The organism is Sporosarcina saromensis (genome assembly GCF_033253735.1).
Taxonomy (GTDB): domain Bacteria; phylum Bacillota; class Bacilli; order Bacillales_A; family Planococcaceae; genus Sporosarcina; species Sporosarcina saromensis.
Genome location: NZ_JAUBDI010000005.1, coordinates 41,069 through 66,115 on the forward strand (window position 1 = coordinate 41,069; position 25,047 = coordinate 66,115).

At 41.9% G+C, this 25,047-nt stretch carries 20 protein-coding genes and 1 riboswitch; of the genes, 2 read left to right on the forward strand and 18 right to left on the reverse strand.

What is annotated here, in order from left to right:
* Positions 1-118 precede the first annotated feature (118 nt).
* Positions 119-574, forward strand: coding sequence for a hypothetical protein (locus QT711_RS07455; protein ID WP_317943082.1), 456 nt, complete (start codon positions 119-121; stop codon positions 572-574).
* Positions 575-640: 66 nt separating this feature from the next.
* Here the strand turns inward: QT711_RS07455 and QT711_RS07460 are convergent, their stop codons facing one another.
* From QT711_RS07460 to QT711_RS07505, 10 genes are all read right to left on the reverse strand, one after another.
* The gene (locus tag QT711_RS07460) at positions 641-2,035 is read right to left on the reverse strand and encodes an IS1096 element passenger TnpR family protein (protein WP_317943084.1); all 1,395 of its coding nucleotides are present in this window, start codon (positions 2,033-2,035) and stop codon (positions 641-643) included.
* Positions 2,036-3,131: 1,096 nt separating this feature from the next.
* Positions 3,132-3,389 (reverse strand): hypothetical protein, encoded by a 258-nt coding sequence (locus QT711_RS07465; protein ID WP_317943085.1) that lies wholly within the window; start codon positions 3,387-3,389, stop codon positions 3,132-3,134.
* 62 nt (positions 3,390-3,451) lie between these two features.
* Entirely contained in the window at positions 3,452-6,124 is a 2,673-nt protein-coding gene (gene acnA, locus QT711_RS07470; RefSeq protein ID WP_317943087.1) for an aconitate hydratase AcnA, read from the reverse strand.
* A gap of 18 nt (positions 6,125-6,142) precedes the next feature.
* A complete protein-coding gene (locus QT711_RS07475) occupies positions 6,143-7,297 on the reverse strand; it encodes a PrpF domain-containing protein (protein ID WP_317943088.1) in 1,155 nt (384 codons plus the stop codon).
* Positions 7,298-7,312: 15 nt separating this feature from the next.
* Positions 7,313-8,215, reverse strand: a complete 903-nt coding sequence (gene prpB / locus QT711_RS07480) for a methylisocitrate lyase (protein ID WP_317943090.1) — start codon at positions 8,213-8,215, stop codon at positions 7,313-7,315.
* Between the two features lie 243 nt (positions 8,216-8,458).
* Positions 8,459-9,970 carry a tripartite tricarboxylate transporter permease gene (locus QT711_RS07485; protein WP_317943092.1) on the reverse strand — a complete coding sequence of 504 codons (1,512 nt, stop codon included), beginning with the start codon at positions 9,968-9,970 and terminating at the stop codon, positions 8,459-8,461.
* Between the two features lie 16 nt (positions 9,971-9,986).
* Positions 9,987-10,430 carry a tripartite tricarboxylate transporter TctB family protein gene (locus QT711_RS07490; RefSeq protein WP_317943094.1) on the reverse strand — a complete coding sequence of 148 codons (444 nt, stop codon included), beginning with the start codon at positions 10,428-10,430 and terminating at the stop codon, positions 9,987-9,989.
* A gap of 68 nt (positions 10,431-10,498) precedes the next feature.
* Complete coding sequence (locus QT711_RS07495; protein WP_317943096.1) at positions 10,499-11,476, reverse strand: tripartite tricarboxylate transporter substrate binding protein; 978 nt, start codon at positions 11,474-11,476, stop codon at positions 10,499-10,501.
* A gap of 156 nt (positions 11,477-11,632) precedes the next feature.
* Positions 11,633-12,307 (reverse strand): response regulator, encoded by a 675-nt coding sequence (locus QT711_RS07500; RefSeq protein ID WP_317943098.1) that lies wholly within the window; start codon positions 12,305-12,307, stop codon positions 11,633-11,635.
* On the reverse strand, positions 12,300-13,832 hold the full coding sequence (locus tag QT711_RS07505; protein WP_317943100.1) for a sensor histidine kinase: 1,533 nt from the start codon (positions 13,830-13,832) through the stop codon (positions 12,300-12,302). The genes QT711_RS07500 and QT711_RS07505 overlap by 8 nt, the downstream gene beginning before the upstream one ends.
* Before the next feature lie 337 nt (positions 13,833-14,169).
* On the opposite strand from QT711_RS07505, the gene QT711_RS07510 reads away from it, so the two are divergent.
* A complete protein-coding gene (locus QT711_RS07510; protein WP_317943102.1) occupies positions 14,170-14,616 on the forward strand; it encodes a DUF4385 domain-containing protein in 447 nt (148 codons plus the stop codon).
* Between the two features lie 201 nt (positions 14,617-14,817).
* Here QT711_RS07510 and QT711_RS07515 read toward each other — a convergent pair whose 3' ends face one another.
* The 8 genes from QT711_RS07515 to QT711_RS07550 form a co-directional block, all read right to left on the reverse strand.
* The gene (locus QT711_RS07515) at positions 14,818-15,522 is read right to left on the reverse strand and encodes a CBS domain-containing protein (RefSeq protein WP_317943104.1); all 705 of its coding nucleotides are present in this window, start codon (positions 15,520-15,522) and stop codon (positions 14,818-14,820) included.
* A 195-nt stretch (positions 15,523-15,717) separates the two neighbouring features.
* Positions 15,718-20,052, reverse strand: coding sequence for a S8 family serine peptidase (locus QT711_RS07520; protein WP_317943106.1), 4,335 nt, complete (start codon positions 20,050-20,052; stop codon positions 15,718-15,720).
* Between the two features lie 304 nt (positions 20,053-20,356).
* Positions 20,357-20,896 carry a signal peptidase I gene (lepB, locus tag QT711_RS07525; RefSeq protein ID WP_317943108.1) on the reverse strand — a complete coding sequence of 180 codons (540 nt, stop codon included), beginning with the start codon at positions 20,894-20,896 and terminating at the stop codon, positions 20,357-20,359.
* A complete protein-coding gene (locus QT711_RS07530) occupies positions 20,896-21,534 on the reverse strand; it encodes a hypothetical protein (RefSeq protein WP_317943109.1) in 639 nt (212 codons plus the stop codon). Before QT711_RS07530 ends, lepB begins: the two co-directional genes overlap by 1 nt.
* A 62-nt stretch (positions 21,535-21,596) precedes the next feature.
* Complete coding sequence (locus QT711_RS07535) at positions 21,597-22,370, reverse strand: hypothetical protein (RefSeq protein ID WP_317943111.1); 774 nt, start codon at positions 22,368-22,370, stop codon at positions 21,597-21,599.
* A gap of 37 nt (positions 22,371-22,407) precedes the next feature.
* Positions 22,408-22,860: a hypothetical protein gene (locus tag QT711_RS07540; protein ID WP_317943112.1), complete on the reverse strand. Its 453-nt coding sequence runs from the start codon at positions 22,858-22,860 to the stop codon at positions 22,408-22,410.
* Between the two features lie 322 nt (positions 22,861-23,182).
* Complete coding sequence (locus tag QT711_RS07545; RefSeq protein WP_317943114.1) at positions 23,183-23,824, reverse strand: response regulator transcription factor; 642 nt, start codon at positions 23,822-23,824, stop codon at positions 23,183-23,185.
* 185 nt (positions 23,825-24,009) lie between these two features.
* Positions 24,010-24,093, reverse strand: a riboswitch (cyclic di-GMP riboswitch).
* Between the two features lie 280 nt (positions 24,094-24,373).
* A complete protein-coding gene (locus QT711_RS07550; protein ID WP_317943115.1) occupies positions 24,374-25,027 on the reverse strand; it encodes a hypothetical protein in 654 nt (217 codons plus the stop codon).
* Positions 25,028-25,047: the final 20 nt, after the last annotated feature.

Consider the following 25,047-nt stretch of genomic DNA (forward strand, 5'->3'; position numbering starts at 1 on the left):
CTTTATTAATATATGTTACAATCGAACATAATCGGAATAATTAGACACAAACTCTTTATTTGGACGCATAATAAAATTCCAAACGAAACAACCAATCACAAACGTCATGGAGGTTCCAATGAAAAAGAATTTCGCCTTGTTGACTGCATGGGCTATTTTGACCCTTTCTGCGTGTACCAGTGAGAACGAAACACTTGAACGTGCAGACGCGTCCACCGTTCCAACTGAAGTCCAGTTGCCATTAACAAAAATTTTAGAGGTTCGAACAGATTTTGAAGAAAAACATGGATGGGTCATCGTTCCGAAAGATTCACGTTCAATGACCATTTCAGTGGAAGCAGAACATGTGGATACGATGCTGTTTTGGATAGCGCCAACGGGAACAGGAACTTGGCGTGAAAGAGAACTCATTGGTTATGACATTGATGGCAGCGATGGTTGGTCCATCACTTGGGATTTCGGAGATCGGATTTTCCATGATCACATTTCCATTCAGGCACTCGGTAGTGACAGTTCTACATTAACAGCCACGTCAATAAATGTGCATTCAGAAGATGAGACGATGGGAGATTAGATATTAAGCATAAACAAATAAGTGCCTGCCCTTCATTCATAAAAGGACAGGCACTTCTTATACGTTTTACCCACAACATTTCTTATATTTTTTACCGCTTCCACATGGGCACGGCTCATTGCGACCAGCTTTCGCTTGAGCATGTTTAGCTGTTGCAATCATACGCTCTTGTTCATAGGGCTGCAATTCTTCGGGTGTGAAGCCACGGTTCTCCCACAGCCTCGTTGTGTTGGCGATTTCAATAATGACGCCGATATAACGTTGTGCTTTTTCTACAGAGAGTTCCAATCTTTGAAGGAAGTCAGAGAGAGGCGTTGTGAAGGCACCGCCACTAATTTGTAAGTTTACAACGAGCTCATGCACTTCTTCTTCAATATCAATCGCTGTTCCGAAGTCTTCTTTTAACATCTTTACTAATTTTTCTTGAGCAGGTGTTCGTTCGTAATAATGATCATCGACGTAGCGCAAAAGCTCTATTGCATCTGGAATGTAGAAAGGCTTTCCTTCTGCTGCCTTGCGTAATGCTATACGGTCAGTAGGATCGATTAATGCTTCTGCAACAAATGTATCTTGTTCGGTATAAGCAAACCGTGCTTCCAACTGTTGTTGAACACTGTCAGCACGTACAAGCTCGTTTAGTGTATTTAAAGTAATGGAATCACTGTTTTGCTCATTATAAATCGCCACTACTTGCTCCATCGGCACAATACCGTATAAATTTGTGCATGCGACAATATAATCGAGCAACTGTTGGTCCTTTTGAGTAACTTCCTTTTCTGCTACGACTTTTTCTTCTTCTGCCTTTTGTGTCGAGGGACCGCGATATTTATCGGACAACACTTCATAATTCCGATGATCAATTTTGTCCCATTCTGTCTTTTGATACTTGGAAAACTTCAGCATACCGTTTAGGAAATGAGGATCGTACGGGCGATATTGTTGCGCTTCTGCCCATGCACGGATTTCTTCATAATCAGGATCTGTCGGATCATGATACGTTAGTAGAAATTGCTCATACCCCGGTGGTCCACCGACATCTTCGGGCGGCGCTGTTCCTTCACCTTCAAGAAGTGTAGGAAAACCGAAATAATAATCATCCACGATAGCTTCCAGTTCTACGAGAATCCGCCAATCATCTCCGCTATCATAACGATACATAAGTTGTCGGTTTTTTTCTAAGTAGCTGTCGATTTTCAAACGAGATGGACGCTTTAGCACTAGGCCATTCAACTTCGACTTGCCGTATTGTTCATGCATCGCCTCATTGTTTGTTATAAGCATCCCATCGACTTCCATCTCAAAAAAATGATATGGCTCGTCCATGAAAAAACTCTGAAAGTTCGTCACGCGCTGTATGATTTCATGCAAGCGATTAAAAGTCGCGCCTGCTGGCATGGCCACCCGTCGCCAAATTTTCGGTTCAATCTGTTCAAATGTTATGTTAACGATATACGCTTTCAAAAAATCGCTCCTTGCTCGAGTTTCTTGTTTTTTTACTGTATCACAAGCTTGGCATTTGTGCTGATTTGATGAGTTTGGATTATGAGGAAATTGTTCAAATATGCCGCGTTTGGGTCAAGTATGCGGCGTTCTAGGTTGATATGCGGCGTTTGGCGGAAGTATGCTGCGTTCTAGGTTGATTTGCCGCGTTTCTAGGAATTATGCGGAATTCCAAGAGAATATGCGGCGTTTGCTGACAAAGTTTAGTTCGCGGGAAGCGGCAAATGCTAACTGGTTTACTCATCGCGCTAAATGCCTTTGAGCATATAAAGGTTTTATCTAAGAGATATGCGATGAACTGAAGATGTTTTTCTTCTTAAAAGAAGCTCGCTCGTCTTTAACATATTTCTAATAACGCGGTATTCCAGAATATCGGTTCTCGCGCGTCGTTAAACTATTTTTAATGACGCGTTATGCCAGAATTTCGATGTTCGCGTGTGTTTAAACTACTTTTATTGACGCGTTATGCCGGGGTTTCGATACTCGTGCGTCGTTAAACTACTTTTATTGACACGTTATGCCAGAGTTTCGGTCCTCGCGCGTCGTTAAACTACTTTTATTGACGCGCTATGCCGGAGTTTCGGTCCTCGCGCGTCGTTAAACTACTTTTATTGACGCGTTATGCCGGAGTTTCGGTGCTCGCGTGTGTTTAAACTACTTTTATTGACGCGCTATGCCGGAGTTTCGGTGCTCGCGCGTCGTTAAACTACTTTTATTGACGCGTTATGCCGGAGTTTCGGTCCTCGCGCGTCGTTAAACCACTTTTATTGACGCGGGATAGCAGAATCTCGATGCTAGCGCGTCATTAAAATGTTTTTTAAGTTCCGTTGAATGAATGCTGTAAAGGAATTAGAGCTAACAGCGTTTCAAGGGATTATGTGGGAATCCTGGAGAATTTGCAACGTTAATAAACAAAATTTAAATACGCGAACAGATGCTGTTGCTAACTGGTTTTCTCATCGCGCTACATGCCTTTGACCATTCATCTTGATCTTTTTATTATTGCATGGAAAAGGAGCCCTCTCGATATTCGAAGGACTCCTTTAGCTACGCGTAACTATGCAGTACTGAGTAGGCCGTATTTGCGTCGGACGCGTTGTGGGATTTTTATCCAGCACGCACCGAAGACGATTAGGAAGAAGACGTTGGACAATGCGTGGGCCAAGTCGAAGTAGATGCTAGATACATAGATGCCGATCAAATATTCCCATGAAAAGGCTTCGATGTTGCCGACAATGATCCATAGATTCATGAACCAGCCGAAGACGTAGCCCCATACAAATCCGAAAATACTTTTTCCCCAAAGTTTTTTCATCCAGCACAGATTGCGCAGGAGTCCAGCAGACATGTATAAGCGCTTGCAATCGGCAGTTTGGATTATTGATTGCTCAGCAGTTTTTCCATAACAGTAGGCAATATGCCACCATTCATGTAATATTCTCTTTCAATAGCATTATCAATTCTGATTTCTATCGGGAAGCTGACAATTGTTCCATCGTGCCTTACCGCCTGCATTTCAGCTCGCTGTCTTGGAATAAACGTTTTTTCGGTGAGTCCATGAATTGAATAGGTTTCAGTACCATCTAAACTAAGTGAATTTGCAGTCATGCCTTCTAAGAATTGCACTGGAAGAACACCCATACCAACTAGATTGCTTCGATGAATTCGCTCAAAACTTTCAGCTAAAATAACTTTCACACCAAGAAGAGTCGTTCCTTTTGCAGCCCAATCTCGAGAACTACCCGTTCCATATTCCTTTCCAGCAATAATAAGCAAGTTTCGGCCATCTTTTTGATACCGACTTGCAGCTTCAAACATGCTGACTATTTCTTCAGTCGGCAAATGCTTCGTGTAGCCACCTTCTTTACCATTCGCCATGCGATTCCTGAGACGGATATTCGCAAATGTCCCTCTTTCCATTACTTTATGGTTCCCCCGGCGTGCCCCGTAGTTGTTGAATTCACGTACCTCAACACCTTGGGATTGCAGAAATATACCTGCTTCGCTCTGAATCGGTATATGCCCTGCAGGCGAAATATGGTCAGTTGTAATCGAATCACCAAGAATTGCTAACGAGAGCATCTCCTTCAAGTTACCCAAAGGTGAGGTAGTTGTTGATACAGCCTCAAAATAGGGCGCCTTTTGAATATAAGTCGAGGTATCATCCCAATCATATAACAAGCCTTCTGAAGAATTGATTGTCGCCCACTTTTCGTTTGAATCAATTCGATCATATTCTCCCTTAAACACTGTTTCATCAATTGTCTCTGATATAATTCGCTCTATCTCTTTCGAAGATGGCCAAATGTCTTTCAAAAAAACGGGCTCTCCATCGTTTCCTACTCCAAGCGGTTCTATTTCCATATTAATATTTACACGACCTGCAAGCGCAAACGCTACTACAAGTGGAGGTGATGCTAGATAATTAGCTCTAATGAGTGGATGAATCCGACCCTCAAAATTTCTATTGCCACTTAAAATAGATGCGACGACAAGATGATCTTGCTGTATCATTTGCTCGATTCCATCGACAAGCGCTCCCGTATTTCCACAGCATGCGGCGCATCCATACCCATCAATATAAAACCCAAGATGCTCTAGCCCTTGAAGCAGGCCAGCTTTTTCGAGGTATGTCGCGACCACTCTTGAACCAGGTGACAACGTTGTCTTTACATAGCTTGGTGGCAGCAATCCTTTTTCTACAGCCTTTTTTGCAAGGAGTCCTGCTGCTACCATAACGGACGGATTTGAGGTGTTTGTGCAACTTGTAATTGATGCAAGTACCACTGCTCCTTCTTTAAGGGCAGTATTTACAGTGTTATCATCTGCGCCGTACCCACCTTCTTCCATCGGTTTCCTAAGAACAGTGTCGAACGCTTCCTTCATTTTTGGGAGTGGAATTGTGTCCTGTGGTCTTTTAGGTCCGCTAACCGTTGCAGCGATTGTATCAAGATCTAGTTCAAGTACCTCCGTATAGGCAGGTGGTTCATCTCCAAGATTAAACATCCCTTGGGCTTTCCAATACGCCTCTGCAAGTGGAACAATTTTGCCACGTCCAGTCTCCTTTAAATAGTCGAGAGTTCGATCGTCAACAGGGAACATGCTCATTGTGGCACCGTATTCAGGAGCCATATTGGCAATAGTCGCTCGGTCAGGTACCGAAATATCCCGTACCCCCTCTCCAAAGAACTCGACAAATTTACCAACGACTCCTTTTTTTCGAAGTATGCTTGTAACCGTCAATGCGAGGTCCGTCGCTGTGACTCCCTCTCGTAAACTACCTTTTAAACGGATTCCAATCACTTCTGGCATCACAAAATAGAGAGGCTGACCTAGCATAGCAGCTTCTGCTTCAATGCCGCCGACTCCCCAAGCAACAGTGCCGATACCGTTAATCATCGGCGTATGCGAATCAGTCCCAACGAGTGAATCAGGAAATAACCAATAATTATTATCTCTCTGCTCCGTACGCACACTACTTGCCAAATATTCCAAATTCACTTGGTGGACAATGCCATTTGAAGGAGGCACAACATTAAAATTTGTAAAGCTTTTTTGTGCCCACTTAACAAATTCGTACCTCTCTTTATTTCGTTCGTATTCCAACTCAACATTGCGACTAAAAGCATACCTGTCTCCTGCATGTTCAATGATTACAGAATGGTCAATGACAAGGTCAACCGGGATCATGGGATTGACGGATGTAGGATTTCCACCTCGTGATGCAACCTCGTCACGCATGGAAGCAAGGTCAACAATCGCTGGAACACCAGTGAAATCCTGTAAAATAATTCTAGTCGGCTTGAATGGAACTTCTGTTGCATCGTAGCTGCACCAATTTGCAAGTGCGTAAATATGTTCATTAGTAATGAACTTCCCATCCCAGTTCCGAACTGCAGATTCCAATAATATTTTAATGGAATACGGCAAATCTCGAATGGTACCAAGCCCAAGCTCCTCAAGACGTGGCAAGGAAATGTACTGATAATTTATGCCTTCAACGGTCAGTGTAGCAATGCTTTCCGTCAATTGAATATCTTCATGTTGCACACTTTTCCAACACCTTTCTTACAGGATTCTTCCCTCATGTATGTAACATTGTCCTGACATAATTCTGCGAGCTGTCCGATCCAAACCGACAGTCGCCACGTCTAGACCATCATTCGTAATGGATGCATGCACTTCTGCCACACCGTCCGGATGACCAATGCGGACAATCTGTCGGCCTGATTTCTTAGTACCTGTGTACAGATTACTAGGAACGGTTCCTGATAGTAATAGTGCGCTTGCCAGGTTGTAAAGACCGCTCCCCGCAAATGTACGATGAATTTTCCCCATTGAAACCATCCTGGAAACGACATCGACTTCATTCGCCTTAATTACATCCCCTGATGTTGTCCTGTAATCAGTAGGAGGAAACACAAGCGCGATCTTCGGTATCGAAGGAACCTTCCTTGCTTCTTCAATAGTAGAAGACAATCCAGCCTTAACAGCTCCGGCTAACCGAATTTCTTCAAGTAACTTCATTAGTTCGTCGTTAGCAGTCAGATCGAAATTCATTTCCGTTCCATTCAGCCCTAATTCTGCTGCACGTACAAAAATGAATGGGTTGACAATGTCTGCAATTGTTACAGTAAATACTCCACGTGTAGTCGTAAGTTCTGTTGTATGGTCGCAAGGAAAGGTAGTGCCTGTTTTACCACCGCCTGGAGAAAGAATGGAGACTGAAATACGCGCACCCGGTCGACTTAAACCAGGCATTAGAAAATCACCCTGTACTTGTGCGTTTCCACGAGCTGTCACAGGGACTTCCATGCGGACATTCCGGCCAATATTCGTATTGTGAACAACAAGATTAATGGATTTTTTTCCTTTAGGCACAGAAACATATCCTTCGTCTACTGCAAACGCGCCGACTGCCGCCATCAAATTGCCGCATGTTCCTTCCTTATCAACAATAGGATTGCCGATACCAATCTGGTAAAACGTATACGAGAGACATACTTCTTCTATAAGCGATGCTTTGCTAACTACGATTATTTTGCTTGTATGAGAGGTCCCTCCACCAAGTCCATCTACCTGAGATGGATTGTAAGCATCGATTGCTTCCATAAAAATAGAATTCCATTGTGAACGAGATGTCGGCAAGTCTTCCTCTTTAAAGAAAATCCCCCGGCTTGTCCCACCTCGATAAATGGCACACTTAACTGAAAGTTGCTTCATATAAGTTTCTCCTTTTCATTCCGGCAACACCGTTTTGGCAATCTCTCCATCAAGTTCCTCGTAGGCTTCGAGCTTAATCGTCTCATACAATTCTTTTCTCGTCTGCATGCGATGAAGAATATCTTTTTGAGTTCCTTTAGCGAAGATTTCCTTAAAGACATCCTCATACGCTTTTGCAGCTGCTCGCAATGATGTTACCGGATAGATAACCATCGAGAATCCAAAATCCTCAAACTCTTCTGCTGTATAGTAGTCCGTCTTCCCAAACTCAGTCATATTGGCGAGCAAAGGAACGGTGAACATCCTCCCAATTTGACGGAATTCTTCTTCCGTAGTGAGTGCTTCAGGAAACAAACCATCCGCTCCTGCTTCCACATATAATTTCATGCGTTTTACAGCAGCTTCAAACCCTTCCACTGCCAATGCATCCGTTCTTGCAATGACAATTAGAGAAGGGGCAACTTCTTTGATTGCCTTTATTTTCTGTGCCATTTCCTCCGCTGGTATTAATTTCTTACCATTCAGATGGCCACACTTCTTCGGTAAATCTTGATCTTCTATTTGCACTGCTGCAACGTTTGCTTCCACCATTTCCTTTGCCGTCCGAGCGACATTTAGCACACCTCCAAAACCTGTGTCAATATCGACTAGCAACGGCAATCCAGTTGCGCGTGTCAATTCTCGTGCGCGTTCAGCCACTTCCTGGGAGTGTAATATACCAAGATCTGGTAATCCCTTACTTGCTGTGAAAGCCGCGCCAGACAAATAAAGTGCTTCAAATCCTACCTTCTTCCCAATTAAAGCAGACATTCCATCGTGTGCCCCGATAATCTTAAGAATGGGTTTCTGTTTAATCTGAGAAAGGAACTCACTAGAAAGTTCCTTTTGTGTCTTTTGTTCAGTAATAAGCCATGTCATATGTATCTCTCCTTCATTAAAAATAAAATACAAATTATAACTAGTAAATAGCTTCAATGTGAGTGAGCCCTTCTTTTATACTGCAAAGGAAAGACCTCATCCATCCAAAGTGCTTGGAATTGATGAGGCGGACCGACGCTTTAATTACTAGTGATAAGTGAAAACCGAAGCTAAGTGTGCACGGATCAAAACAGGTAACCAAATTTTCGTCTATATACTTCATGCCGTACAAATACTTGCAGATTAATTTCCACCTACCACTTTTTGTGTTTTACGCTTTCGTAACCAAGAAGAAAGGAACGGTAAGCCTAAAGAAATAACTGTCATGATAACCAGCGCAATTGTAATTGGTGAAGCAGTAAACATGCCGACAACATCAGGATAAGAAATCAAACTCATTCTAAAATTCTGTTCCATGTCTGATCCGACAATAGCCGCAAGAATTAGTGGTGCAACTGGGAACTTCAGCATCTTCATAATAAGACCTATGAATCCGAAGATGATTAATATAACAAAATCCACTGTTGTATAACCCAGAGTGTATGTACCAATAAACGCAAGCAACATGATCAGCGGATAGAGAATTCTTGGCGGTGTATCTAGAATTTTCACTAGTAACCCGACAAGCGCAATGTTTAAAATAACTAGAAAGATATTGCCGACAAACATACTATTTATGAATGTCCACACCATGTCCGGATTATTTTCGAATAATAAAGGACCAGGTTTTAATCCGAGCATGACAATTGCACCAAGAATGACTGCTGTTGTACCCGATCCAGGTATCCCCATCGTCATCATAGGTATGAAAGCTCCTACCGCTGCTGCATTATTAGAAGATTCTGGAGCCGCAAGTCCTTCGACTGCTCCTTCACCAAATTCTTCAGGTTTTTTGGAAATTTGCTTTTCCAAAGAATAGCTCAACATGGAAGCGATAGCTCCACCGGCACCAGGAAGGACACCAATTACGAAACCAATGGGTCCATTCCGAATGATTGGCCATTTCGAGCGTTTCCATTGTTCTTTCGTGATCCAGATCTTTCCGACTTCCTTCTTCTCACCTACCGGTTTATTAATAGACAAAAAGTTAAACAATACTTCACCAACCGCATAAATGCCAATGATAACAACGAGGAAATCAACCCCTTCGCTAAGATGCGGATTCCCCATCGTGAAACGATAAACACCTGTCTGTAAGTCAATGCCGACTGTACTGATCATAAGTCCTATCGCCATTGAGATGAACCCTTTTACCATCGCGCCTTTAGCAAGCGAAACGATTGCTGATAAGGTAAAGACCATAAGAAGGAAATACTCAGCAGGACCAAACTTTAGAGCGAAATTAGCAAGTGGTTTTGCGAGCGCAATAAAACCTACAACAGCAATTAGACCGCCTATCAATGAAGCAATCGCAGACATGGCAAGTGCCTGTCCGGCTTGGCCTTTCTTTGCCATTGGATAACCATCAAATGTCGCTGCAATCGCTGAACCATCTCCTGGTGTATTCAACAGAATTGAACTTCTTGATCCACCGTACATAGCTCCATAATAAATTGCTGCCATTAAAATGAGCGCACTTGTAGGATCCATTCCGAAAGTAATTGGTATGAGTAATGCGATGGCCGTGGCAGGTCCTAGTCCCGGTAACATGCCTACAACCGTACCAAGGAAACCACCGAGAGCAATCCAAAATAAGTTGACAGGTTGTATTGCTGTTAAAAATCCATCAATGATTACTTGTATATCAGAACCCATTGTTCTTCCTCCTCTCTTACGGCAAACTCACTTGCAACAATGTACCAAAGGCATACCATGTAACAAATGAAAAAATAATAGCAACGAGCACGTTAGCCAGCCATTTCTTAGCACCATTTAATAAGAACAGTAACCCGCCTAAAAATAAGATGGTTGAAAGTAAAAAGCCGATTCGCTCAAAAGCAATAGTATAAAAAATCATTAACACTAAGGTTATACCTAGATACATTGGTGATTTTCCTTCTCTTAGTGCAGCAAAATCTTTGAAAGCAAACCCTCTCGCTTTAATTTCTTGAAATAAATATACAAGACCGCTAACGATTAAAATAACAGCTATTAAAACCGGAAAATAGATAGGACCATTTGGGTTTCCGAGGTTTGATTTCGGCAGGTTCAAGGAAGCGATGAGAAATACTATACCTAATACGACAGTGAATAATGGAGTGATAAACCGTACCATTTTCGCTTTCCTCCTTAACATGAAGTAAAAGGGAGCCCGTAAACTAGGGCTCGACCTTACGCTCGCAGTTACTTCTGCAAGCCGGATTGTTCAATCAAATCTGTATACATTTTCGTTTGTTCTGCTAGAAATTTCTTAGAAGCTGAGCTATCTTTATAGAAATCTTCCCACCCGTTGTTTTCGAGTAGTTCTTTCCATGCATCCGTTTCTACCATTTCAGAGAGGACTTTATCCCAATAAGCGATTTGCTCCTCTGTCATATCAGGCGGCCCCAAGATTCCACGCCAGTGAGGGAATACCATATCTACTCCTTGTTCCTTCCAAGTCGGCACTTCTGGAAGCTCATCCAACCGTTCATCAGAAGTAACAGCAAGCACTTTAAACTTGTTAGCATTGTGTTGTTCCGCAGATTCAGAAACAGCCATAGTAGCTGCATCTACGTGACCACCAAGCAAACTAGTCACTACATCCCCGCCACTCTCATATACAAGGAAGTTCAACTTTGTTACATCTACGCCATACGTCTTTGCAGCTTGGACAAATGATAGGTGGTCATTATTCCCTAAACCTGGTGCAATACCGATCTTCACCGAAGAAGGGTCCTTCTTTAATTGTTCCATCAATTCACCAGCAGTCTTGTAAGGTGAATCATTCGGGACAGCAACGGAGATCCACTCAGTTGTCAACGTGGCAATTGGTGTAAATTTTTCATATGTCAAATCACTTTGACCCAGTAAGTTGTTTGTAATCAATAAACTAGAGTTGATGGCAAGTGAATGCCCATCTTTTTTGGATAAATATTGCCAACCGACTTCTCCGCTACCCCCCGGCTTATTTACAACCGTCATGCTTTGCTCAACAATCTTTTCTTCCTTCAAGATTTTTTGGATAGCACGTGCGGTAGCATCCCATCCCCCACCTGGCGTAGCAGGTGCTACAAATTCAATATTTTTGTTCGGAAACTTATCGTCATCTCCGCTTGCAGAAGAACAAGCGCCAAGCACTAATAGCAATGATAGTGCTAGTAATATAAGTGATTTCCTCATGATTTCCTCTCCTTCGCTTATTAGATATGTTGATATGTTCATAATACATACATATTTTAACTATGTAACCGTTTGCAATTTTAATAGTTTTAAGTTTTTTATGGTAGTTTTGTTCATTTAGTTCATGAAAAAAGCATCTCTAAAAAATCGAGATGCTTAACTCGGAAAGTACTTACGCTCTGGACGGCCGACAATTCCGTATTCCAACTCAGCGCGAAGCACACCCTCTGACACCAAATATTCTAGATATCGTCTTGCTGTCGTTCGAGAAGCACCCAGTCGTTCCCCCACTTCCTCTGCTGTCATGCCTACCGTAAGATGCATGCAAATCGACTTGACATTCCTTAATGTCAATTGGTTAATGCCTTTGGGAAGTGTATCAATGGCTTCTCTTTCCATGTCAGACATTCCGAATAACGCGTCAATGGAAGTCTGGTCTACAATCTCGCCATTATTAATGAGATTTTGCCTATTTTGGTAACGTTGAATAACTTCTTTCAATTTAATTAGATCTATTGGTTTCACTAAGTAATGAAACACGCCTGCAGCCATACAGCGAGCAAGTAATTCCCTTTCCTTTGCGGCTGTAATCATAATAAATTCGGTTTCAGGATAGTTATACTTTATTTCTACCATTAAGTCTGTGCCTAACTGATCAGGCATATAAATATCAAGCAGAATAAGGTCAATCCTCTCCTCTTCTAAAAAACCCCAAACTTCCTTTGCACGTAGTGCCTGTCCGACCACGCGAATACCCTCTATACTTTCCATTATTTTCTGGTGAATGCCTGCAATCCGAAAATCATCTTCGACAATTAATACATTAATCATCCTGATGCGCCCCCTTATTTCTTTGTTTCGGAATGTATATTGTGAATACTGCCCCTTCCCCTAAGCTAACTTGAATATGACCACCAAGTTCGTCGATAACCCGTTTAACGTTGGCGAGACCAAATCCTCGATTGGCTTGTTTCTTAGTAGAATACCCTTGTGAAAAAATATGTTCAAAGACATCTGAAGAAATGCCTTTTCCATTGTCCGACACTTCAATAATGATGTCGTCCCCAATATCTAGTGTGAAAAATGTAACGCAACCATCAGCTTGCTCAGAAACTTCTTCAAGCGCATTATCAATTAGGTTTCCGAGTACAATCGCGATTGAACCGGTACTAATAAAATCGGGTAATTGTTCTAGGCTACTATTAGTATCAATCTGGAAATCGACTTTCATTTCTGAAGCCTTTCCTATTTTTCCAAACAAGATTGCTTGTACATTCGTATCCAAAATATTTTCCAAAATAAACTGGCTTGTTTGGTCATTCATATCCATTTCACTTTGAATCGCTTGTACAGCTTCCTCATACTTACCAAGTTGTAGCAGGCCTGATAGTAGGTATAACTTATTTGTAAACTCGTGCGTCTGCGCTCTAAGATCATCAGAATATTTTTGCACCTCGTAAAGCGTGTTAACCACTTCCATAATTTCAGTCTTGTCACGTAATGTGATTACTGCACCTTTTTCGACCCCCTCCAGTTTTAGAGGCATGGTTTGAACAATTACCTTCCGATTATTTCGATTCATTTCATACATATGTGGTTGCGCTAAGTGACAATCACTTAAAGGATTCAGTAACTCAGGAAGAATTTTATTAATTTGTTGACCTTTACTATCTTCCGTAACATTCAGAATTCTCCGAGCAGCCGTATTAATAATTGTCACCTTACCTGTCCGATCAATGGCAATTATTCCTTCATCGATCGAGGCAAGTATCGCCTTACGCTCCATGTAAAAGTTTGCGATATCCTGGGGTTCAAGTCCAAATGTATCTTTCCGGATGCTCCGAGCAAGAAAAAGACTAAGAACAACACCAAGGGCAAGAACAAACAACGAAAAGTAGAAGAGATTTATCACTCTTTGATAAACGATATCCCGTAAATCCGAGAAGAGGTATCCAACCGTTACGACCCCAATAATTTGCTTATGATCATCATAAATCGGTGCCTTGCTAACAACAGAAGGACCTATGATTTCATTAGACACCATTGAATAATTAGCCCCAAATACTACCGCTTTAAAGCCATCCTTATAAGGTTCCGTTTTGCCTATTTTCTCCGTTTGTGGCGAAGCCATTATGACTCCATCCTTGCTATGTATGACAATAAACGTTGCATCAATCTGACCTTCATAATAATTTATAGTCGCTTGTAGTTCTGCAGCCCTCACCGGATCGTTTCCATTTAAAACACCTTCGTTGATGGTATCCATATAGGAAAGCATCTTGGCTGTTTGAAGACCGACAGATTTACTACGGTCTATTAAGTTGTTATAGTCCAACACCATAAACATAGAACTCATCAATAAGATGATGAATGACAATAACGAAATTACCGTGCTTAAAATCTTCCTCTGCAACTTACTCTTTAACACAATCATCACTTCCAGAATAGACTGCTATCTATTATATCGCGCTTCCTCCCAATCCGATAGTCACAATAGTAAAAAATATCACTTAATAAAACTTCGTTTAATATTTATAAGAATGATTAGAATATTTCAGGTGCCTGTCCCCGGCAAAACTCAGATTTGTTTCGGGGACAGGCACCCGCGCAATTCAGAATTGTTTTTTTGTAATTCTCATCTTCGTTTGACTTGCGGGTTTTCGGGAATAGGTGGAAAAAAGGTGGTGAGGTCGGTGGCTTTTGATTATGAATTAGATTACAGTAGCCTCAATTTGCGTGAGAAGCCTGAATTGTATCGGGTAGGACGAGGAGAACAAGGCGTTTTGCTTGTGGAACCTTACAAGAGCGAAATCTTGCCACACTGGCGTTTTAAGACGCCTGCAATTGCTCAAAAATCTGCCGAAAAGATTTATTCGATGTTTGAAGCGTACCGAAAAGAGGATGATTTCGTTGGGATGGATATGGCTCGGAAATTCATTCAAATGGGTTATACACGTGCACGACGTTACGCCAATTATAAGGGCGGGCGCAAGTATAACGAGGATGGTTCGGTGAAAGAACGCGAGATTGATGTAGTAAAAGGAGAATCTGCTGCAATCTTTAAAGAATACTGGGATAAGATACGCGCGGACGAGGATTATGTGAGGAGAAAGAAAGGTCATCAAAAGACTTATGGATAATCATATAATTATATACAACTGCTACATAAAACCAGCTGTCACAAGAGAAAATGTATTAAACTTTCATAAAAAGTTCGCGTGAAGCCCATGGTCTACATCCAGCTTCACGCAATCGATTTATAGGCTAGCTTAGCAATTTTTTACTGTCACACAAAATTTGTAGTTGTCAATAATAGACTTCTACCTATTATACAGACTGTCCTATCGAATCCTCAACAAATCAAATGGAGTAATAATACCAATCAAATCTTCGTCAGGTTCAGCATTTTCTGTTATGAGTAACGCTTCCAATCGAGTGCCCCTTGAAATGGCCCTCTTAAAATAATCATCCGCTTCATACACAGAAAGGTCTTTCTCGACAAACTCGAAAGATTCCTTTCGTTTTTCATAGTCGTAAACTGTAGATAGTGTCGGTATTTCCCGGGAAATCGAATCTTCTGTCGATTGACCCGCCAACCAATACGTAATACCTGCTGCAGTAATCAGACCTTTAAACTTTCCCTCCTTATAAATCGGCACTTGGCTGAACTTATTGTCACGCATCATTCGTAAAGCCAAGGTCAAATGATCACTCGCTTGCAATGTATGTACTTTGCATCCAAATAATGCACCAACACTTAGTGGATTGCTTAGTCTTTGTTCAATTTCTTCGATTCGTTCAACAATGTCATCATGAGGTTCTGCAATTACATAATCGATATCTGTTCGATGATGAACAATTGCATTCCGCAAATCGCCAAACTCCCTTAAATCATCTTTGTACTTGCGAACAACGGAATTTTTTATTTTCGCTTTATCAATAAGTCTATAAAACGGTAAATAACCATTATCATCTACTTTCATTGATAAAGTTTTTTCAATCCGGTTGTAAGCCACAATAAAACGATCGGAATTTTTCACACCCATCTCATTCATCTCCTTTCACCAAGTATACCCAAAAACAAGCTAAATCCATAATTCCCAACAGTTAGACAGTAGAAAAAGCTCTGTGCAAACAGCTGCGTTGCACAGAGCTTTCTAGACAGCATTTAAACAATTTCGAATTTTGTCGGGGACAGCCACCAAAACAATTCCGAATTGTGTTGGGGACTGGCACCTTTGTTATTGGACGTTGATGAAAAGTTTGCCTGGTGCGATTTTTTTCATTTCGTTGCCGAAGATGTCTCTGACTTTGACTTCAATTTGTGCTCCTTCAGCTGCTACACCGAACGGGATTGTCCAGTAGCCTACGTAGTGACCAGGGCGAACTTCGCGTATCGGAAGTTCAAATGCGTTGCCTCTGCTCTGGCCGACATTTGTAAGTGGCATATGAACAGAGAACGTTGCCGCTAGACCCGCTTCGCTATCGAACTCAATTTTCACAGTTTGACCAACTGAGACGTACACATCTTCTGCAGGTGTCAAATTGGTAATTGTCAGTTCTTCTGAGAATTTAGCTGAGACCGTTACAGTTTTTGTTTCTTTATTGCCTGCTTCATCTTTTGCAACGACTTTAATGATATTTTCTCCCTCATCAAGAAGAATGCGCTTCGAGTACGTTCCTTTATCCGTAACTGTAGCTTTTTGGCCATTGACCGTTACAGATTTCAAGTTTGCATCTGCAACTTTACCTGTTACCGTCACTACTTCGTTTTTTGTTTTGGAACCATTTCTCGGGCTTGTAATTGTGAGAATCGGCTTCTTTGTATCCAACGTAAATGCCACTGGTGCTGACTCGCCTGTTACCCTGCCGTTAATTGTAGAAACGGCTGTAAAGACGTTTTCACCTTCTGTCAGAACAGTCGGGAATGAGAATGCCCCATTATCCCCAACAACTACTGAACTAACATTCTTTCCATTGTTTTTCAATGTAATCGTTGTTGTTGGTGATGCAGTACCTTCAACGACAACATTTGCTTTATTCGTAATTGAACCCGGTGTCGTGATTTGCGGACCAGCTACTTCATAGTCAACACGTGCACGGATCATGTAGTTCCCTTCAGCTGCAGGGGATGGTGCCCACGCCGATCCGACATATTGGTAACTTCTCTTAGCATTCGGACCATTTTCATCCGTTGCAAGACCTGGAGAAGCTGTATTGACTTGTGTTTGAATATAAACCATGTAGAAATCGCCATCGACTGCAATGTTGTGTTCTTGCAAGTTTACGTGAGTCCATCCGCCATCACGCTTCGCTTGCGCTTGGATTGGCCCAGCAATTTTCTTACCTGGAGCACCATTTGCACCTTTTGCATCCCATACTTCAATTGCAAAATTTGTTCCGCCTGGTACTGGCCATTCTGTATCCCAGAATCGGAAAATCCCTTCAGATACGATTCCAGAACTCTTTCCTTCAGGTAGAGACATCTTCACGCCCCAACCATTTCCAGCTTCATAGAATGCACGAGCATTTTCTGCCGTACCATCATCATAAGCAATTACGCCACCAGGATACGTAAAGAATGGTTCGAGAACAATGTTTTTCACAAGTGCTTGAGAACCAAGTGTTATACTCTCTTCTTTACTATGGAAACCGCTTGCAACAATCTTCATTGTGTAGTTACCTGCATACGCAGTCAATGAATAGTTACCGTTTGCATCTGTTACCACAGGCGTAACGTTTGCATCTTCTAGTAACAGAACTGTTGCACCTTCTACTGGGATACCATCAGAAGTAATTGTTCCACTTACTGTTGAGATAGGTGTTTCTTCTAACGTAAAGTTAGCTGTTGTTGTTGCATCTTCGGTAATCGTTACTGTTTGTTCTTGTGATTGGTAACCATAAGCTTCTGCTTTCGCTGTGTATGTTCCCGCTCCAAGCGTTAGGGAATACGAACCGTCAGCTGGGCTTGTATTAACGGAACGATTTGCTTCGAGAATGCTAACTTGAGCACCTAACGGCAAAACCGATGGCTGATTTTTCTTCATGTCAACTGAAGGAGAAGCAACTTCCTCTTTCGTCATGACTGGCTGAATTGTTGTTGGATCAATTGGTTTTTCTGTTGCTTCTTTTTCTTTCTCCATTTCAAGTTCTTCTTCTGTAAGTTCTGGTAACTCGATTTTACCTACGGAAGGACTTGCAGGTTGAACTACATCACTTAACGCCACATCGTCAATGTACCAACCAGGTCTAACAACACTACCATCTGAGAATGCGTTAAATCCAATATAGACACGTTGCCCACTATAAGCAGACAAATCGATTTGTCCATTAATCCATCCGTTTGATAAACCTTGCACCTTTTGAAGCTGTGTCCAATTCACCATATCTGTAGAAATCACAATATGACCGTAATCCCACGCTCTTCCAGAACTGGATTGTTCAAAATTGTGCCAGTGTTTGAATTGTAAATATGAATTGCCTTCTGGCAAATCAACCGGAGGCATGACAAGCGTTGCATTCATTCTGCTATCGTAATTTCCTGCTAGATTCGTTGCATACACTTTTTCACCTGAAGCCGCATTTCCTGGGCCTGAAGTTGGAACACCCCATTGCCAAGAGTTATTGTCTCCAAATGATTGCCAACCAGCCGGTGCATTTTCAAAGTCCTCAAAATACCCGACAGTAATGCCTGCATTCACAGCAACAACATACTCATTCGTCGTCACTTCATTGTTACCGAAATCGTTAATGACCCATTTGTACTTAAATTCAGGACCGACTACTTGATCGCCTGCAATGGAAACGCCATATACTCCAGACTTGTAATCTCCGGACTTCCTTGGCGCTTCAACCGTTTGCCACTCACCTTCACCGTCAACATACTGGAAGTTGACAGAAGAAACGCTAATGTTATCACTTACTTGAATTGTTAAGTCTAAATCCATACCAGCAAATGTCTCTGCAGGTGCAGTGTGTTCGTATACTGGAGCTTCAGAATCCTCACCGTCTTTCGTTACTTGACCACTGAGTTTTCCAAGCCCACTTGCAATTGCCGATACTGCTGCATGTGCATCGACAAGCCCGTAACCGTAACCATGGTTAGGTGTCGTAGGATATTGACTATCCGTTAAAGGAATTGCCGTATCTAACAAAATTTGCTCCATTTCATCTACTGTAATATTGGCATTTGCTTGGCGAAGCATCGCCGCTACTGCCGATACAGCTGGCCCTGCCATCGACGTACCATTCCATCCACCTTCATAGCCGCCACCCGGAACAGAAGAACGAATGTTTACGCCCGGAGCAGAAATATCCGGTTTAATCTCCCCGTAAGGTGATGGACCGCGTAACGAGAAGCTTCCTACCTTATTGTTAATGTCTGTTGCACCCGTAGCAAAAGACTCAGGATAGTTTGCTGGATTTGCAACCGATCCAGGGCCACCTGGGTTTGACAACGTCGTATTCCCTGCAGAGAATTCTGGGAAAATTTCTGCTGCACGCCAGTTTCTAACGACGTCACGGTACCACTCATCTAAACCGCGGCCGCCGCCCCATGAGTTGTTAACAACGTCAGGTGCTAAATCGACACGCGCATTCCCGTTCGCATCAGTTGGAGCTAGAATCCATTGTGCTGCTGCTAGTAAATCACGGTCTGTTCCACCTTGTGAAGTAAATGCCTTAACAGCAATCCACTTCGCGCCCGGCGCTACGCCAACTTGGTTTGACCCATTCGGCTCACTACCGACCATCGTGCCCGTAACGTGTGTTCCGTGCCCATGATCGTCATACGCTGCAGAACGTCCTGCAGTCGCATCAAACCAGTTAAAATTATGATCGACTTGCCCAGTTACTGCATTGTATCCACGGTATTTCTCTTTTAAGGCAGGGTGATCCCATTGAACGCCCGTATCGATACTCGCAACGACAGTACCAGTTCCATCAAAGCCCATCGCCCATGCTTGAGGGGCTTTCACACGCTCAACGTTCCATTCAACGTTTGCGATTCCAGAAGTAGGCGCTGTTGCATTTGCAGATTTCGTTGTGAATAGCTGACGTGTTTCATTCGGAAGAACTTTCGCAACTTCAGAGAATGAAGCAACCTTTTCAGCAACTTCCTTCGTAGCTGTAACAGCTATCCCATTGACGATATAATAGGGAGTAATTTCTTTTACAAATCCTTTTTCCATTTGCTTTTCAAGGAATTCTTTCACATCTTCCTGCGTTTCAAGCGAAGTTGCTTTCAACTCAGAGACAACAGCAGAACGAACCATCAACTCTGTCTTTGCCGCCGATAAGCTCGCTTTCCCTGCATCTTTTTTCGCTTGAGCTGCAACTTTTTCTGTATCCGCTTGTTCTTTAAATTTGATTAAGAACGTTACCATTTCTTCATCTTTAAAACTGTCTAGTAAAGTATTGCTCACTTTATTCTTTGAAACTGATGAAGATTCCTTGAAAGATTGGTGCAATTTGTTCGTTTGTTCTGCGCTTACCATTCCAGGTGTAAGTAACGAGAACACCATTAGGAACGTCATCGCAATGCTAAAAATCCTACTTCTACTGCGCTTTTTCCTCAACTTCCATTCCTCCCTTTCTTGTAAAAGACGATGCATGTTGCACAAAAATTAACCCCATCACCCCTTTCAAAATTGCCTTAGGTAGTATAATGGCGTCTCCATGGCGTCTAGTAATATGTGTAAATACCATTTACCTTCAAGTTGTCTAGCAAACCGACTGCTCATTGTTTATAGTTGAACAAGCCCTTAAAACACACAAAATCACTGTATGTCAGGACTTGTTTGGATATTCATTTCGGAAAATATTAACGAGCAAAACTACAAAATACTATGTTTTCTTATAAGCTAGCTTTCCCTTTTTACACTAAAACTCAAATGGGAATAGCGAGAAGAGCATTTCGCCTTTCATGCGCTCTTTTGGAATAAAACCAAACTCCACATTTCGACTGTCCAAGCTTTCACCTGGCGTCCGATTATCCCCGACGACAAAATACGCGCCTTCTGGTACAGTCACTAGCGCCATGTCGTTCGGCACACCCATTGCATAGTCCTCTTCAAGCATTTGTCCATTTACATATAGATGACCATTATTAATTTCCACCGTATCATTCGGCATAGCAATAATGCGTTTAATGACATCAAAGCCATTGACATCTTCAAATTGAATAATGTCGTTTTGCTCAGGCGAATAAAGTAGATTACTCGTCATAATAATCGTCCGATCTTGAATTGTGGGTGCCATGGAATTTCCACTTATGACTGTAATCCCGATTGCAAAGCGGAAGATAAAAAATATTGCCGCGATGAAAAGCAGAAACTTCACCCAACTAAGGACGCTTTCTCGTGATGTACCTCGTTCATTCGCACGATCAGTGGTCTTCGTTTCCAATTCAATCATATGCATTATTGGTCACCATCCTTTGCTTTACTGATTTTATTTTCAGCATCTTCACTTGGGTTGGGCTCGGGACTTGGCTCAGGATTTGGTTCAGAAACAGGATCTTTTTCAGAGACTGGGTCTTCAACTGGTTGTCCTTCAGCTTCGGGCGGGCTTTCCGATATCGGACCATCTTTTGAAGCGCTATTTGCCATAACTTGTTCCATCTCACTGACGGCACTTTGAAAAATACTTTCCAATTCATGTACCACGTAGTTTTCTTCTTCGGTGTTATCAACCGAAAACTGTTGAATTAGTGTATCGGTATAGCTTCGTAATGCTGCTGTTCGTTTTGTCTTTTCATCTTCCGTAAATGTTTGAAGTCGTTCATTTGCCAATTGAATTTCCGATTGCAGCTCTTCTTTTAAGCGTTCCATTTGAAACTCACGTTCTGTATCAATTGCGCCTTTGATATCTTCAATCGCGTTTCCTCTTTGTGTATCAAACCAACTTGTCAATAGAGATTGAACATCTTGACTAGCAAACGTAATTGATACACTGCTGCCAATAATTCCGATTAAAAGAACAGCTCCAATGAGCAACTTTGCTACTTCCACACGACTTTTCTTCTTTCTTCTCCGATTACGCGCCTCTTTTTTATCCACAGCACACCCTCCAAACGTAAATAGTAGGACCCACAACGGGGCGGGCCCTACTTAGTTGTTAATTATTCATTGATTCCTGAAACGACATCATCTAATGCTGTTATAGCTGCAGCTTCGAGTTCAGCTGCTTTTGCTTCAATCAAAGCTTCTTGAGCGGCTACTAGTTCTAGAATAATTCCATGAATCTCATTGAATAAAGCATCAATTTTATGATCAACATGTATCTTCAAACTGTTGACAGTGCTTGTTTTTTCTGTTTCCACCTGGGTTGTAATTTCACTTTTCGCGTTCGCAATCGCTTGCTCTAAAGCTGTTACCGCCTGCTCTTTTACTGCATTAAGTTGTGTCGTTACTTCTTCAATTGCAGCAGATCCTTTGTTATCTGTATAGCTCGTCAAATCAGTTTCTGCAGCTCGCAGTGCTCTATCACCAGCTTCTTGTATGCGTAGGTATTCTTGTTGATAAACAGCATCAAACTGTTGTTGCATTCCAGCCAATATTTGATCTTTGGCAGCACCGAGACTGTCGAGATGACTTTGTTTAGCATTGTTAATTGCAGTCGTTGATCCAGCGATTTCAGAGTCTCTTGACATGTCAATACTCTGCCCAGCACCCGCTTTCATGCCATCGTATTCGGCCAACAAATCTTCCCGTTGATCCATCACGTATTGATCGATTGAATCCGTAACTTCAGCGGAAGCATCATTAAAGATACCGCTATACCAAGTTTTTAGTGCTCCTCCTGAATCTGTGTTCGCAAATGCAAGACCAATTCCAGATAGTAACCCTACTGAGATGGCACCAGCAGCCATTTTCTTTTTCACTGTCATTTTCAAATTCATTTCCTCCTTAAATGTTTAAGTTTTTTTCAATTTACTGTTTTGTTGTGTCTTCAGAGCTCTCTTCACGTAAGAGCTCTTCTAAAATAGCGAATGCACTGTTTTCGATCTCTTTTTCTGTCTTCATCATCTCTTGCTCAATGTCCAGTAATTCTTTTTCCAAGAGTGTTGCTTCAGTTTCTGCAAGTCGTGTGACGTAATCTTCTTTATACTTCTCAATGTCTGCTTTAGCAGTTGTCGAAGTCGTCAAAACGATATCCCCAATTCCCTTTCCAATTCCAACGAGGTACTGCTTTTTCTGGTTCTCAATAGACACTTCTAATGAAATAAGACCGTTTTGTACTTCGTCAGACACTTGTCCAACTACGCGCTGAAATTGTCGATTATACCAATCTAGCAATGACATATTTGCAGTCGCATGTGCATAAAATGAAGTACCTACGAACAGAAAGCTGCAAGTACATAGAGCAATTACAAGTTTTCTCACAATCACCATCCCCCCGCTTAATTCCGTAATGTGACAATTTTCTATTGAAAGCCACAATACGTTAGCCCCCACCTAGAACAGCAATTCACAAGTCTTGTACAAGAGCTTTTTTCACCTGTTTCCAGTATAAAATCTATTCTTTACCAATTCCTCCCTCTTAAGGCTACTCTTCTCTTATCCATTGGAGACTCATACGTAGCCTTTCGAGTATTTTCTTCTACTACTTTTGAATAACAAAGTATACTAATGAACCGGTTCATCGCTCAAAACTTTTAAATAAATAAAAACCAAATCCAGTATTTCCGGATCTGGTTTCTGAATCTTAATTCACAACATAGCGGACAAGCCCTTTCGCGTTTGCATAAAGTGCAGCTTGCGTCCGATCAGAAAGATTTAATTTCGCCAAAATCTGACTGACATGCTTTTTAACTGTGTACTCAGTCACAAAAAGGATCTCTGAAATTTCTTTGTTGGAGAGTCCTTTGCCTAATTCTATTAACACTTCGATTTCTTTTCGTGTTAATGTTTCAACTTGGCGGGAAGCCGTTGGAGCCTTGCGTGTTTTCAATAGGAAGTCAAAGAATTTTTGATCATAATAGTTTCTGCCGTTACTGATCATGCGTAAAGCAAGAACCAACTCTTCCGGCAATGATTCTTTTAAAATGTACCCCGATATCCCTAAGTTTTTCGCTTGTTTAAAATCTTCTTCAGAAGATGAAGAAGAGAGAACGACAAATTCGCAAACGACGCCTTGCCTTCTCGCCTCAACAATGACATCTAACCCTGATTCCATTCCTAATTCTAAATCGACAATGACAATGTCGGGATGCAACGTAGTTAACAGATTAATGGCCTCCAGACGATTGGCTGCCTCTCCGACCAACTTTAACGAATGCTCGTTACCAAGAATGGACGCTAAACCCGCTCTTATTAACGGATGATCATCTACAATTACAACATTCATACACCGACAACCCCTCTTATCATTATTGGTTTCATTTAAGTTTTCATGTCGTAGTTGTGTAGGTTCAACGTGCGATTACTAGCTTATTACTGTGTCAATGATAAGTATTTACTAACGACGGAAAAGCTTGTACACTTCCTCCTCTCAACAAAATAAAAACCTAACTAAATCGGATGACGGTCCGATATTAATCAGGTCGGTTGCACCAATTACTCCATACGTCCCAGGTGCCCACATAAGGAACGTACTTCACAGTCTCCTCGTATTCACTTACTTCTACTCCTATTCTACAGCATACTCTGGCAATAAAATGTCAAAACGTGCGCCAATCAACATTCTATTTTTAACACTTCCTACCTTTTCATGTCACCAAAAGTCGAAACAATCACCTATAGATTCGACAATATAAATCAGTTCATTCAGAATTGTTCCGGGGACAGGCACCGTTTTTATAGGTCTTACTTCTCAACAGACACCAACCTCTAAAGAGAGGAAAGCTGCCAAGGCATGGGTGGGTGCTTTGGCAGCTTGGATTGGTGATGAATGTGTTTATACCGGTTTCATTCGGTTGTATTGGCGCATGATAATAAGGGTTGCAGTGAGTAGACATAGCCCAGTTATAAGAAGGTAGATGGTGTTCGTGAGAGAGATAGGAAACGTAGGTAGTGTTTGCGCTATACCACTACTCCCAATCAGTCCTTCGGTCATCGTATGGACTACGAGATTACCTTGCCCTTCTGCTACAAATTGGAATGAAAATGCTGCTTCGAGCCCTTGATAGTCGTTTCCAAGATGCTCTGGAAAACGAATGACCATTTCGAGCGATTCTTCACTTCCACTTACTAGCTTTCTAGACGGCATTGCGTCGAAATCAGTCATTCTCCCGTCATACAAAATATGTTCTCCAGCTTGTATTTCAAGTACTAACGCATTGAACAGTTTTGGATCCCCTGTATTTTGAACGCGCACTGAATAGTCAAAGTCTTGGATACCAACGTTTTGCACGGTCACCATCCGAGGTGCCCAATCACCAGGTTTCATATTCTCAACTTGGAATAAGGGGGCCCCTCCTGGAGAGATGTTAATATCAACATCTTGTTGCGCAGGTGCTTCCTCAGCCACTGCGTTTATACCTGTTAAATAAAAGTACAATAACCCGATCATGAATATGACAACGAACGAGATTCGAATTGACTTCATCATCCTTATGCCTCCTTGAGCGA

Bases quoted from the DNA above. Each gene is read 5' to 3' on its own strand.
- QT711_RS07550 (WP_317943115.1), bottom strand. From the start codon at position 25,027: ATGATGAAGTCAATTCGAATCTCGTTCGTTGTCATATTCATGATCGGG.
- QT711_RS07485 (WP_317943092.1), bottom strand. From the start codon at position 9,970: ATGGGTTCTGATATACAAGTAATCATTGATGGATTTTTAACAGCAATA.
- QT711_RS07515 (WP_317943104.1), bottom strand. From the start codon at position 15,522: ATGGGTGTGAAAAATTCCGATCGTTTTATTGTGGCTTACAACCGGATT.
- QT711_RS07490 (WP_317943094.1), bottom strand. From the start codon at position 10,430: ATGGTACGGTTTATCACTCCATTATTCACTGTCGTATTAGGTATAGTA.
- QT711_RS07495 (WP_317943096.1), bottom strand. From the start codon at position 11,476: ATGAGGAAATCACTTATATTACTAGCACTATCATTGCTATTAGTGCTT.
- prpB (WP_317943090.1), bottom strand. From the start codon at position 8,215: ATGACATGGCTTATTACTGAACAAAAGACACAAAAGGAACTTTCTAGT.
- QT711_RS07545 (WP_317943114.1), bottom strand. From the start codon at position 23,824: ATGAATGTTGTAATTGTAGATGATCATCCGTTAATAAGAGCGGGTTTA.
- QT711_RS07465 (WP_317943085.1), bottom strand. From the start codon at position 3,389: ATGAAAAAACTTTGGGGAAAAAGTATTTTCGGATTTGTATGGGGCTAC.
- QT711_RS07505 (WP_317943100.1), bottom strand. From the start codon at position 13,832: ATGAGTTCTATGTTTATGGTGTTGGACTATAACAACTTAATAGACCGT.
- QT711_RS07475 (WP_317943088.1), bottom strand. From the start codon at position 7,297: ATGAAGCAACTTTCAGTTAAGTGTGCCATTTATCGAGGTGGGACAAGC.
- QT711_RS07500 (WP_317943098.1), bottom strand. From the start codon at position 12,307: ATGATTAATGTATTAATTGTCGAAGATGATTTTCGGATTGCAGGCATT.
- lepB (WP_317943108.1), bottom strand. From the start codon at position 20,896: ATGCATATGATTGAATTGGAAACGAAGACCACTGATCGTGCGAATGAA.
- QT711_RS07455 (WP_317943082.1), top strand. From the start codon at position 119: ATGAAAAAGAATTTCGCCTTGTTGACTGCATGGGCTATTTTGACCCTT.